Origin of the sequence: Erwinia sp. SLM-02 (genome assembly GCF_037450285.1) — a bacterium.
Lineage (GTDB): Bacteria > Pseudomonadota > Gammaproteobacteria > Enterobacterales > Enterobacteriaceae > Erwinia.
This window is the reverse complement of record NZ_JAQISN010000004.1, coordinates 175,007-187,617: the sequence shown is the minus strand read 5'-3', so window position 1 is coordinate 187,617 and position 12,611 is coordinate 175,007. Positions and strand designations below refer to the sequence as shown.

8 protein-coding genes are annotated in these 12,611 nt (G+C 61.1%); all 8 read right to left on the bottom strand.

What is annotated here, in order from left to right:
• Positions 1-3: 3 nt before the first annotated feature.
• The 8 genes from torA to fdnG all read right to left on the bottom strand — a co-directional run bounded on the left by torA (position 4) and on the right by fdnG (position 12,577).
• Complete coding sequence (gene torA, locus PGH32_RS20070; RefSeq protein ID WP_337894935.1) at positions 4-2,478, bottom strand: trimethylamine-N-oxide reductase TorA; 2,475 nt, start codon at positions 2,476-2,478, stop codon at positions 4-6.
• Positions 2,468-3,643: a NapC/NirT family cytochrome c gene (locus PGH32_RS20065; RefSeq protein WP_337894934.1), complete on the bottom strand. Its 1,176-nt coding sequence runs from the start codon at positions 3,641-3,643 to the stop codon at positions 2,468-2,470. The genes torA and PGH32_RS20065 overlap by 11 nt, the downstream gene beginning before the upstream one ends.
• 152 nt (positions 3,644-3,795) lie before the next feature.
• On the bottom strand, positions 3,796-5,634 hold the full coding sequence (selB, locus tag PGH32_RS20060; RefSeq protein ID WP_337894933.1) for a selenocysteine-specific translation elongation factor: 1,839 nt from the start codon (positions 5,632-5,634) through the stop codon (positions 3,796-3,798).
• The gene (selA, locus tag PGH32_RS20055) at positions 5,631-7,022 is read right to left on the bottom strand and encodes an L-seryl-tRNA(Sec) selenium transferase (protein ID WP_337894932.1); all 1,392 of its coding nucleotides are present in this window, start codon (positions 7,020-7,022) and stop codon (positions 5,631-5,633) included. Before selA ends, selB begins: the two co-directional genes overlap by 4 nt.
• Before the next feature lie 46 nt (positions 7,023-7,068).
• Positions 7,069-7,995: a formate dehydrogenase accessory protein FdhE gene (gene fdhE, locus PGH32_RS20050; protein ID WP_314424136.1), complete on the bottom strand. Its 927-nt coding sequence runs from the start codon at positions 7,993-7,995 to the stop codon at positions 7,069-7,071.
• Complete coding sequence (gene fdoI, locus PGH32_RS20045; RefSeq protein WP_314424133.1) at positions 7,995-8,645, bottom strand: formate dehydrogenase cytochrome b556 subunit; 651 nt, start codon at positions 8,643-8,645, stop codon at positions 7,995-7,997. The genes fdhE and fdoI overlap by 1 nt, the downstream gene beginning before the upstream one ends.
• A complete protein-coding gene (gene fdxH, locus PGH32_RS20040) occupies positions 8,642-9,526 on the bottom strand; it encodes a formate dehydrogenase subunit beta (protein WP_314424130.1) in 885 nt (294 codons plus the stop codon). The genes fdoI and fdxH overlap by 4 nt, the downstream gene beginning before the upstream one ends.
• Before the next feature lie 3 nt (positions 9,527-9,529).
• Entirely contained in the window at positions 9,530-12,577 is a 3,048-nt protein-coding gene (fdnG, locus tag PGH32_RS20035) for a formate dehydrogenase-N subunit alpha (RefSeq protein WP_314424127.1), read from the bottom strand.
• Positions 12,578-12,611 lie beyond the last annotated feature (34 nt).

Genomic DNA, 12,611 nt, shown 5'->3' with positions numbered 1-12,611 from the left:
CGTTTATGTACCAAAAGGCACCGAATGTGCGGTGTTTTTTTGCTCCTCGCCGCAATATTTTTCCACCTCCAGCTGGGTCATATGCCCGCAGTTAGCCTGCGCTAACCGGGAGGAACCGATATCAAAAGTCAGGCAGTTTACGCTGCCGTTTTTACACAGGGTTTTCGATTCGGCCGGATCGGCAGGGTCATACCAGGCCCCCTCGCAGACGCGAACCACACCCGGGCGGATATCGTCACTGACCTCAGCACCGACCAGAATCTGCCCGCGATCGTTAAACGCGCGAACCAGGTCGCCGGACTGGATCTGGCGGGCAGCGGCATCCTGAGTGTTCATCAGAATTGCCTCCCGGTCGCTGACGGCATATTTATCTCTCAGCGGCGTGTTATCCAGCTGCGAGTGCAGGCGGTGCGCCGGGTGAGAGGTGTTCAGCGACAGCGGATAGCGTGCCGCACCGGGGCAGCCGTGCCACTCTTCCGGCGGGAACCAGCCCGGCAGCCCCGGGCAGTCTTCATAATTCATTTTCGCCACGGTGCGGGAGAAAATTTCGATGCGTCCACTCGGCGTACCCAGCGGGTTAAGCAGCGGATCGGCGCGGAAGTCGGCGTAGCGGACCCAGTTTTTGTTCTCCTGCGGTACCGGGAAGCGAATGTAGTTATTCGACGGCCAGAACCGATCGAACGGCGGCAGCGGCACCCCGGCATTGCGGGCCTGGGTCTTCATGTTGTCGTACATGAATTTCAGCCACAGCATCTCATCCCGCCCCTCGGTAAAGGCCTGCTCAACCCCGAGCCGGGCGGCAATATCGCGGAAGATGTCGAAGTCGTTACGCGACTCGTGCTGCGGCGGTACGCACTGATGCATCGGAAAAACATAGCGCTGGGAGTAGTCGCCGCCCATATCCATATCATTGCGTTCGTAGCTGGTGGTGCAGGGCAGGACAATATCGGCAAATTTTGCCGTGGGCGTCCACCACGGCTCATGCACAATGATGGTTTCCGGGTGCTGCATCGCCCGGCGCAGATTGTTCGTGTCCTGCTGGTGAACCAGTGGGTTACTGCCGGCGACGTAGACCATTTTCACGTCGGGATAGGTGACCTGGCGGCCATTGTAGTCAATCGTTTTCCCCGGATTCGCCAGGCAGTCGGCCATTCTGGCCACCGGGACCGGGGCCGGTGAGTTCTGCGGTGCCTGCCCGGCGCTGATGCCTGAAAGAATACCGCCTTTTGCCGTCGGGCTGCCCCCCGAGGAGTAGTGGTAACTGAAGCCGAAGCCCCCGCCGGGCAGGCCAATCTGCCCAAGCATGGCGGCCACGGTGACCAGCAGCCAGTGCGGCTGTTCCCCGTGATGCTGACGCTGAATGCCCCAGCCCGCCATAATCATCGTGCGCTTTTCCGCCATGTCGCGCGCCAGCTGGCGCAGCGTTTCCGCTGCGACCCCGCAGATTTGACTGGCCCATTCCGCCGTTTTGGCCACGCCATCGTGCGCGCCGAGCAGGCTTGCGCGAAATGCTTCAAAGCCGGTGGTATAGCGCTGCAGGAACGCCTCGTCGTGCAGTTTTTCGCTCAGCAGGGTGTGAGCAATGCCCAGCAGCATCGCCGCGTCGGTATAGGCATGGGGCGCAATCCACTCCGCATTCAGCCGCTTTGATCCCGAATTGTTGACGGGATCGATGGCGATCACGCGCGTGCCTTTTTTCGCCAGCGCGGCAAAGCCTTCCAGCCCGACGTGATCCGGCACGTTCCAGCTGTTTTTCAGCGTGGTGTAAGGATTGCAACCCCAGAGCACCACCAGCTCGCTGTGCTCAATCACGTTGGGCCAGGTGGTTTGCTGATCGTATACCTCGGTCGACCCCACAACGTGCGACATAATGACCTGCGCAGCGCCGGTGGAGTAGTCACCGCCGTAGCTGAGAAAGCCGCCGCTCAGGTTCATCAGACGATGCAGCAGCGCCCGGCAGTTATGCAGCATGCCGGTGCTTTTCCAGCCGCACGAACCGGCATAAATCGACGATGGCCCATACTCTGACTGCAGACGACGGATCTCATCGCTGACCAGCTGAATGGCTTTATCCCAGCTGACTTTCACCCATTCATCACGGCCACGGAGATCGGTACGGCTACCCGGGCCATGTTCCAGCCAGCTTTTACGCACTACCGGCGACGTGATGCGGTTGGCGGCGTGAACCTGCCACGGTGCCATCTCAATCAGTTCGTTGGGGGCCGGATCGTCCTGAACCGGCTGCACGCCCACCATTTTGCCCTTCTCCACAATGGCTTCAAAAGCGCCCCAGTGGGCGGACGTCAGGATGCCCTTTTTCGCCGGGCGCAGCGCGGCAAACAGCGGCATCGCCTGGCTTACCGCCCGGGCAACGGCGGAGCGGGGGAACAGCATATCGACTGAACCGGCGGCCAGCAGCGTACTGCCCATTTGCAGAAAGCGGCGGCGCGACAGGCCGGAGAGGAGGTTATTTTTCATGAGAACGTCCTTGTGAAGAGGGCTGTGCGGCCGGCATATCGCTGGCATGGTTTTGCGCATACAGCGTCAGGATGCGCAGCTGCTCCTCGTTCAGTGCGGTGCGTGGAGCCATACCTTTCATAACGCCAATCCACTGATTGGCGGTGAAGTGATCCAGCGCGGTGAGGCCGTGGCAGCCGGTGCAGTTGGTGGACATCAGATCGGCAGCGTACTGCCAGATTTTTTGCTGGCTGGCGATCAGCACTTCGGAAGGGAACCAGGCGGTCAGAGCCACATGATGCCACTGCGTATCGGTCTGGCTGTCGGTTTGCGAACCGAGGGTTTTCAACTGCCGCTGGCTGGATTCATCCAGCACCGCGCGAATAATCCGCCTGCCGGGTGCGCCATAAATCACGCCGGTGACGCCCTCCTGCTGCCAGCCTTCCAGGCGCGCCTGAGTCAGCGAACCTTCACGACGTAGTGGGATCAGCGGCGCAGACGGGAACAGCGTGCCCGCGGGGTTGATGGCACCGGGCTGCAGCACAAAAGAGTGCGTTTTGATGCTGTACAGCGTGCCGTCGGACGGTTGAACTTCAGCAGTCAGGGCGGCAAGCTGGCTGGCCCCGGCGGCGTTGCTTGAGGTCATATCCGGCAGAATATGCGCCACGCCGCGATGGCAGTCGATGCAGGTTTGATTCTTGTCGATCGCCACGGGATGCGCCCTGCGGGCATCCGGCCGCTGGGCGAGGATGTCCATCGCATCATAGCGGTGACAGCTGCGGCAGGTCGCGGAGTCGTTCGCCTTCATGGTCTTCCACACGGACTCCGCCATCGCCAGCTTGTGGCCGTTGTATTTATCCTCGGTGTCTATGCTGCCGGTGACTTCGCCGTAAACGTCCTTCACGGCGGCGATCTTGGTCAGCAGGTAGGAAACGGGTTCGCCGGGAACGTGGCAGTCGGCGCACCCGGCGCGAATACCGGCGTGGTTTTCGAAATGAACGCTGCCCTGATACTCTGCCAGCGGTCTTTCCATACTGTGGCAGGAGACGCAAAAGGCCGTATCGCTGGTTTTATGCATCACGGTCACGCCGCCGGCTACCAGCAGCAGACCGATGACGAGGCCCGACAGTAGAAGCAGCAGGGCGCGCAGCCACTTCAACCTCTTCTCTTTCCTGAGATAATTCATCACTTCCCCTGTTCATGCTGATTGATTCAATGCAGGGCACTGAAAAATAAGCCTACTCACTCTTATCCCACACTATTCAGGCGGCTTTTTTGTGGTCAATCAACTCAGGGGAAACGTGGCTGCTGATGGAAAAAAAATCGATAAAGTGCGAGTTACAAAAACATCTCGCGGTCGCGTAAAAGATGCGCATTGCCTCTGCGGCGGGTGAAACCACTGCGGTCAAAAAACTCCAGGATTTGAATGGCCAGCTTGCGCCCCACGCCCAGCCGATCGCGGAAATCGCTGGCGCTGCTGCTCAGCCCCTCAGCGTCGCGCTGGCGAATGATTTCGGCAAAGCGGGCTATCTGGCCGTGACTGTAGTAGCGGTCCTTCACGACTGCGGTGATGAAGCCGCTTTGTGCCGCTTTTCGCAACGCCTGCCGCATCAGCTCTTCCGGGCAGTTCAGCCTGAGAGCCAGATCCCGCACCCACCAGGCTTCAGCCGCAAACAGCGGCTCGGCCCGCTGCCAGAGCGCCGCTTCCTGCGGCTCAAAGCGAATGGCAAAATCGGGTAAATGCAGCCATCCCCGGCTGTTAACCAGCCTGCCGGCGTTCACCAGTTCATTAATCACGCTGACCGCCAGCCCGACCGGCCGATCGGGTAGCGCCATGCGCCGCAGGCGATCGCGGCCAAGGCCGGGGCGATCGCTGTGGCTGTGATGATACTGCGCCATCTCGGTGAGTAATCGCTGCTGCCAGTCCTGGATCGTCTGCGGCAAAATCATATGGTCAGCGACAATTTCGGCCCGGGGTTTAGCCGCCAGGCCTATCAGCGCATCGTGACTGAGCTGGCGCGCCCAGCTCAGCTCCGACAGCGGCCACGGGCGCTGCTGCAGATACAGCGCGACGATATCGGCATCGCTCTGCACCTGGCCCAGCTGGTGCAGCCAGGCGAGAAAACCAGGCTGGCGCTTACCGCGCTTCGGCGGAGCCAGCAGCAGCACCCGGGCCGCGCCCAGCGTCTGCTTCGCGCTGATGTCGCGCAGGATCAGACGATCGTTATCGGCCAGCCACAGCGGTGAATCAAGCAGCAGCTCGGCCAGGTTATCCTCGAGCAGGGACAGGCGCCCGGTGATATGCCGGGCACCGTGATGGAGATGCAGCGGCTGACCCTGCCGCAGCGGCTGGTGCTGTTCCAGTGCGACAATAACCCGCTGGCAGGGCGCATCCGGCAGCGAGGACAGCAGCCAGTCGCCGCGCCCGACCGCCGATTTTTCAACGTTGCCGGTAATGTTCAGCGCCACCCGCTGACCGCCGCGTGCGGTCTGGCTCGGCTGATTCTGCACGTGTAATCCGCGCACGCGGACGGCCTGGTTAACGCCGCTCAGCCACAGCGTCTCGCCCACGTTGATGCAGCCGGACAGCGCGGTACCGGTCACCACCAGCCCGGCGCCTTTAACATTGAACGCGCGATCGATGGCGAGGCGAAACGGGCCGTCGCAGCGGGACGTTTGGCCCGGTAGCTGGCGCAGATGATCCGCCAGCGCCGCGATCCCCTCTCCGCTCACGACGCTGGTAGGAAACTGCGCGATCTGTGGCCACCCCATCTGCCGGGTCAGGGCCGCAATCTGCTGCGCCACGTCAGCCAGCCTGCCGGCATCCACGCTGTCGCTTTTAGCGATCGCCACGGTCAGCGCTGGCCGCCCGCTTAGCTGAAGGATCGCCAGATGTTCCCGCGTTTGCGGCATCACGCCGTCATCGGCCGCGACCACCAGCAGAGCGTGATCGATGCCGCCAATGCCGCTGAGCATATTGCTGAGGAATTTCTCGTGGCCGGGAACGTCAATAAAGCCCACGACCGTTCCATCCGGCTGCGGCCAGTAAACGTAGCCGAGGTCAATGGTCATGCCGCGCGATTTTTCTTCCGGCAGCCGGTCGGCATTCACGCCGGTCAGCGCCTGTAACAGCGAGGTTTTGCCGTGGTCGACGTGGCCGGCGGTGGCAATAATCATGCGCCGAGCATCCTGATAAACAGCTCTTCATCTTCCAGCGTGCGCAGATCGAACCAAAGGGAACCATCATGAATACGCCCGATCACCGGCACATCCCCCTCACGCAGCTTGCCGGTGAACGCCATCAGGGTGCTGCCGCTGCCGTCGCGGGGGGTCAGAGTGAGTGCCGTGCCCGGCAGGCGATCGACCGGCAGCGAACCGCTGCCGATCTGCGAAGAGCAGGGAGCCAGCGCCACGCAGAACTGTTGACCGCAGGCGGCTTCTACCTGGGGCAGCAGCCGCAGCCCCTGGGCATGAATTTCCGCCTGGGGACGGGTCAGGAACCGGAGCGTGGGCAGCTGTTGCGCCAGTTTATCCGGCTGCCGATAGAGCTGGAGCGTGGCGTCCAGCGCCGCAAGGGTGATTTTATCAACCCGCAGCGCACGCTTGAGCGGATGCTGCTGTAGCCGTTCGATGAGCGCTTTTTTGCCGATGATAATCCCCGCCTGCGGTCCACCCAGCAGCTTATCGCCGGAGAAGCTGACCAGGCTGACACCCGCCGCAATCAGCCGCTGCGGCATCGGTTCCTGAGGTAATCCGTACTGGCTGAGATCGATGAGCGAACCACTGCCCAAATCAACCACCACCGGCAGGCCCGCCTCCTCTCCCAGCGCAACCAGCTCCGCTTCGCTGACCGCTTTGGTAAAGCCCTGAATCTGATAGTTGCTGGTATGCACCTTCATCAGCAGCGCGGTGTCGGCATCAATCGCCTGTCGGTAATCTTTCAGATGCGTGCGGTTGGTGGTGCCCACCTCATGCAGGGTGCAGCCGGCCTGGGTCATGACGTCCGGAATGCGGAACGCGCCGCCAATCTCTACCAGCTCACCGCGTGAGACAATCACCCGTTTACCCGGCGCCAGCGCAGCCAGCATCAGCAGCACCGCCGCGGCGTTGTTATTAACGATGCAGGCATCCTCTGCCCCGGTAAGCTGGCACAGGCGATCGGCTAGCGCCCGGTCACGGTGGCCCCGCCCGGCTTCGTCCAGCGAATATTCCAGGGTGACGGGGGAGCGCATCGCCAGGGCGGCGGCGGCAACGGCGCTTTCGGCCAGCTGTGCGCGGCCAAGGTTGGTGTGCAAAACCGTACCGCTGAGGTTGAGCACCGGGCGCAGCCCGCTGCGTCCCTGCTGCTGAAGCTGAGCGCTGGCACAGCCCGCCCAGTCGTCGGCCCAGGCGGGGAGCTGCCGGTGCTGACGGATATGCTCACGCGCGCTCTGCTGCATATCGCGAAGGGTGGCCACCAGCCTGACGTGCCCCCATTCGCCAGCAAGTGCCTGCAGCGCGGGCTGGCGAAGCAGGCTGTCAATGGAGGGCAGCTGGCAGAACAGATTATTCACTTTCCACTCCATCCTTGTACTGCCGCAGCGTCAGACCCGGGCAAGGCGTCTTCATGGCTTATTCTCCGGGAAACAGGAACGGGTTCAGACTGCTGCGGGCAAAGCCCTCCTGCTCCATCCGCGCGTCGAGGATCAGCGAGGCGAGATCGTCGGCAACCGGTTCAACGGCCGGATCTTTTTCCTGGTAGAGCATTTTCAGGTAGGTGCCGCAATCGCCGCAGCTTTCGGTTTTGATCGCGGCGGTTTCGCTATCCAGCGACCAGTAGTGCAGATCCCGCGTTTGCTCGCAGTTGCTGCACTTTGCCCGCACCACGTGCCATTCGCTTTCACACAGGTTGCAGTGAAGGTAACGCAGACCGTCCTTGTGACTGCCCATGTGGATCACGCTGGCAACCGGCACGCTGGCGCACACCGGGCAAAACTGGCGCTGCTCACCGGCTTCGGCTCTGGCTTTGCCGGGGATCAGCGCCGCCATCTGCGCCCAGTAGATAGACAGCGCCGCCCAGATAAACGGCGCTTTATCGCTGCTGACCTGGGCAAAGTCGTGGGCCAGCAGCGCCGATGCCATCAGCTCCAGCTCGCTGGCGGAGGCTTTTTCCAGATTTTCCAGTACCGACAATGCCTGGCCGCTCATCTCCGGCTTCAGCTCGGCGATCAGCGAATGCAGCATCTGCTGCCAGTGCGCATCGCGCGGCAGCGTGGCAATATCCAGCGGCGGCTTGCCGAGGCGGGCGCTCTCTTCCAGCCTTGCCTGCAGATCCCGCTGCAGCGGATGATCGTACAGCACGATTTCCTGCGCGGCGGCGATGACCGCCGCAAAGCGCAGGTAGTCGCCCAGCGGATTCTTCTCTGCCAGCTGCCTCAGTCGGGCAGCCCGACGGCTGTAGAGATGCTTCAGCTGAGGGAAAAGTAGCGGCGGGATGCCCTCCGCCGCGTTGCTTTTATCCTTCTCCAGCCGGTCCTGCGGAATAATTCTAATCGTCATCAGGGACCTTTTTCGTGTTGTCGCGGTGGGTTTTGCTGCTCGCGCAGTGAACGATACCAGCGAGGATGATGCCGTTTAGCCCAGTTGACGCTGACCCAGCCTTCCACCATGGCGGTGATCGTCCCTTTCACCCACAGTGCCGCATAAATGTGCACCATTATCACGATGATAAGAACAACCGCTGAGACCGAATGCACGACCAGTGCAAGGCGGATAAACGGAATGCTGAAGTAACCGGCGAACCAGGGACGCCAGATCGCCACGCCGCTCACCAGCAGCAGCACCAGACTCAGGATAGATGCCCAGAATACGCACTTCTGACCAAAATTATAGCGCCCGGTATCGCCCACCTCTTCGTTTTGGGCAATTTTATGGATGTTTTTTGCCCAGAGTATGTCGTTTCGCTCCAGCAAATTGTGCCGCCAGTAGCGTAAAAACATCAGCAGGAAAGCGACAAACATCACCACGCCGGTGAAGGGATGAAGGATACGCGCCAGCTGCGGCGTGCCCATGATCTGCATCAACCCGTTAAACGACGGGAAGAAGAATCCCAGACCACTGACCGCCGCCAGGATAAAGCAGATGGCCACCAGCCAGTGATTAATACGCTCCGGGGCGCTGTAGCGCTGAATACGCTGCGGCTTCTTCATGGCTGTTCCTCCTCATCATCGTCATCGTCAACCCGGTTAGGCCCGATACCGACATAGTGAAATATCGAGGCGGCAAAGGTGGCGGCAAAGCCGATCGCCGCCAGCGGTTTCCAAACCCCTTTCCAGAAGGTGACCGCCGGGCTGATGGCCGGGTCCTGCGGCAGTCCGTGGTAAAGCTCCGGCCTGTCGGCATGGTGCAGAACGTACATCACGTGCGTGCCGCCAACGCCCTGAGGATCGTAAAGCCCCGCATTCTGATAGCCTCGCCCCTGTAGTTCATCAACGCGCTCCGCCGCCAGCGTTGTCATGTCCTCTTTGCTGCCAAAGTGGATTGCACCGGTTGGGCAGGTTTTCACGCAGGCGGGTTCCTGCCCGACGTTAACGCGATCGACGCACAGGGTGCATTTGTAGGCGCGGTTGTCCTTCGGGTTGATGCGCGGCACGTTAAACGGGCAGCCGGCGATGCAGTAGCCACAGCCAATGCACTGCTCAGACTGGAAGTCAACAATGCCGTTAGCGTACTGAATTATCGCCCCCTCGGACGGGCAGGCCTTCAGGCAGCCGGGATCGGCACAGTGCATGCAGCCGTCCTTACGGATAAGCCATTCCAGCCGGTTGTTCTCTTCCACTTCCGAGAAGCGCATCACCGTCCATGACTGCGCGGACAGATCGGCGGGGTTGTCGTACACCCCGACGTTGCTGCCCACCTCATCACGCAGGTCGTTCCACTCGGAGCACGCCACCTGGCAGGCCTTGCAGCCGATGCAGGTGGTGACGTCGATCAGCTTGGCCACTTCCTGCTGATGGTCCCGCGCGCGGGGCGCGGGGGTGAGGGCGTTAGTGGCCGAGCGGCGGACAATGTCCTGAGATTGATAAGCCATCGTTTACACCTTCTCCACGTTGACCAGGAACGCCTTGAACTCCGGCGTTTGTGTGTTGGCATCGCCGACGAACGGCGTCAGGGTATTCGCCAGGAATCCCTGCTTCGCCACGCCGGTAAAGCCCCAGTGCAGCGGGATGCCGATGGTATCGACCGTTTTACCGTCCACCGTTAGCGGCCGCAGGCGTTTGGTCACTACCGCTACCGCTTTGATGTAGCCACGGTTAGAACTGACCTTCACCCGGTCCCCTTTGGCAATGCCCAGCTTCTCCGCCAGCACTTCACCGATTTCGATAAACTGCTCCGGCTGTGCAATAGCGTTGAGCCGCGCATGCTTGGTCCAGTAGTGGAAATGCTCGGTGAGGCGATAGGTGGTGCCGACATACGGGAACTCCGCCGCCGAGCCCATCGCCTTGAGGTCGTCGGCAAAAACGCGCGCCGCCGGGTTGGAGATCACCGAAGGGTGCAACGGATTGGTGCCGATGGGCGTTTCAAACGGCTCGTAGTGTTCCGGGAACGGCCCTTCCGCCATCTTATCGAGGGCGAACAGGCGTCCCAGCCCTTCCGCCTGCATGATAAACGGCCCGGCTTCGCTGCCCGGGGGAGCCGTGCCGTAGTCGGCCACGTCCTGGCCGCTCCATTTTGCGCCGTCCCAGTGCAGCAGCTGGCGTTTGGGATCCCACGCTTTCCCCTGCGGGTCGGCGGAGGCACGGTTGTAAAGGATGCGGCGGTTCAGCGGCCATGCCCAGCTCCAGTTCGGCGTATTGCCCAGGCCGGACGGATCGCTGTTGTCGCGTCGCGCCATCTGGTTGCCTTCCGGGGTCCAGCTACCGGCGAAGATCCAACAGCCGCTGGCCGTGCTACCGTCATCGCGCAGCTGCGCAAAACTGCTGAGCTGCTGGCCTTTTTTCACCAGCACCGCGCCTTTTTCGTCCAGCAGATCCACCAGCGCCCGGCCATTGCTTTCCTGCGCCACCTCTTCGGAGGCCGGAGAATCCGGCGTCAGGTAGTCCCAGGTCATATTCACCACCGGTTCCGGTGCCGCGCCGCCTTCGCTGGCGTAGAGCTTACGCAGGCGTGAGTAAATACCGGCCAGAATTTCGCCATCGTTATGCGCCTCGCCGGGACCGTCCGCCGCTTTCCAGTGCCACTGTAGCCAGCGCGCCGAGTTAACGATCGAGCCGTCTTCTTCCGCAAAGCAGGTGGACGGCAGGCGGAACACTTCCGTCTGAATATCCGCCGGATGCACATCGTTAAACTCGCCGTGGCGCTGCCAGAACGTTGAGGTTTCGGTGTTCAGCGGGTCGATCACCACGAGGAATTTCAGCTTCGACAGCGACTCGCTGACTTTCTTCTTATGCGGGAAGGAGGCCAGCGGGTTAAAGCCCTGGCACAGATAGCCGTTCACTTCGCCACGGTGCATCATGTCGAAGTAGCGCAGCACGTCGTAGCCTTTATCCCACTTCGGCAGCCAGTCAAAGCCCCAGTTGTTTTCCGCCCGGGCGTTGTCGCCCCACCAGGATTTCATCAGGCTGATAAAGAATTTGGGATAGTTGCCCCAGTAGTTTACCTGGCCTGGCAGCAGCGCTTTTGGCGTGTTGGCGTCAAGGTAGGCGGGCAGCGTAGCCTGTTTATCGGAAGGCAGGGTCATATAGCCGGTCAGGCTCTGCGACAGCAGGCCCAGATCGGTCAGCCCCTGGATATTGGAGTGGCCGCGCAGGGCGTTAATGCCACCGCCGGCCATCCCCATATTCCCCAGCAGCAGCTGGATCATCGCCATGGTGCGGATGTTTTGCGCGCCTACCGAGTGCTGCGTCCAGCCAAGGGCATAGAGGAAGGTTGCGGTGCGATCTCGCACGCTGGTTTCGGCCAGCATTGCGCAGACCTTGAGGAAATCGGCCTTCGGCGTGCCGCAGATCCGCTCCACAATTTCCGGCGTGTAGCGGCTGACGTGCGTTTTCAGCAGATTCCAGACGCATCGGGGATGCTGCAGCGTGGGATCGCGCAGGGCGTGGCCCTGTTCATCCAGCTGATAGTGCCAGCTGCTCTTGTCGTAGCTGCGCGTCTCCGGGTCATAACCGCTGAACAGGCCGTCATCAAAGCTGAAATCTTCCCGCACCAGCAGGCTGGCATTGGTGTAGGACGCGACGTATTCGTGCTGAACGGTATCATGCTCGATCAGGTAACGCAGAACCCCCGACAGGAAGGTGATATCGCTGCCGGAACGAATGGGCGTATAGAAATCGGCGACCGACGCGGTTCGCGTGAAGCGCGGATCGATGACGATAAGTTTGGCGTTGTTATGGATTTTGGCTTCCATGACCCAGCGGAATCCCACCGGATGCGCCTCAGCGGCGTTGCCACCCATAACAATAATCAGATTCGCATTGCGGATGTCGACCCAGTGATTGGTCATCGCACCGCGACCGAACGTAGGAGCAAGACTTGCTACCGTAGGTCCGTGTCAGACGCGCGCCTGGTTGTCGACGGCGAGCATGCCGAGCGAACGGGTGATTTTCTGCGTCAGATAGCCGGTTTCATTGCTGGAGGCGGAAGCGCACAGCATGCCGGTACTCAGCCAGCGGTTCACCGTTACGCCTTCTTCATTGCGGGCAATAAAGTTGGCATCGCGATCGTCCTTCATCAGCCGGGCAATGCGGTCGTAGGCTTCATCCCAGCTGATACGCTGCCAGCTGTCGGAGCCGGGAGCGCGATATTCGGGGTATTTGAGGCGGCTGTCGCTGTGAATGTAATCCAGCAGTCCCGCGCCTTTCGGGCAAAGCGCACCGCGGTTGACCGGATGGTCCGCGTCGCCTTCAATGTGGAATATCGACTGTCTGGCATTTTTTGCGCCATCGCCCATGCTGTAAATCAGCAGGCCACAGCCAACGGAACAGTAGGTGCAGGTATTTCGGGTTTCACGAGCGCGTAACAGCTTGTACTGGCGGCTCTCCGCCAGCGCGGCGGCGGGAACAAATCCCAGCGCGGCAGCCGTGGTGCCTGCCATCCCACCTGCGCAGATTTTAAAAAAACGTCTTCTGCTGACATTCATCGCATTCTTCCTGTATCGATGTTGCTCAATTATT

Coding starts and splice junctions, on each gene's coding strand:
- torA (WP_337894935.1), bottom strand. CDS start 2,478: ATGAAAAATAACCTCCTCTCCGGCCTGTCGCGCCGCCGCTTTCTGCAA.
- PGH32_RS20065 (WP_337894934.1), bottom strand. CDS start 3,643: ATGAATTATCTCAGGAAAGAGAAGAGGTTGAAGTGGCTGCGCGCCCTG.
- selB (WP_337894933.1), bottom strand. CDS start 5,634: ATGATTATTGCCACCGCCGGCCACGTCGACCACGGCAAAACCTCGCTG.
- selA (WP_337894932.1), bottom strand. CDS start 7,022: ATGGAGTGGAAAGTGAATAATCTGTTCTGCCAGCTGCCCTCCATTGAC.
- fdhE (WP_314424136.1), bottom strand. CDS start 7,995: ATGACGATTAGAATTATTCCGCAGGACCGGCTGGAGAAGGATAAAAGC.
- fdoI (WP_314424133.1), bottom strand. CDS start 8,645: ATGAAGAAGCCGCAGCGTATTCAGCGCTACAGCGCCCCGGAGCGTATT.
- fdxH (WP_314424130.1), bottom strand. CDS start 9,526: ATGGCTTATCAATCTCAGGACATTGTCCGCCGCTCGGCCACTAACGCC.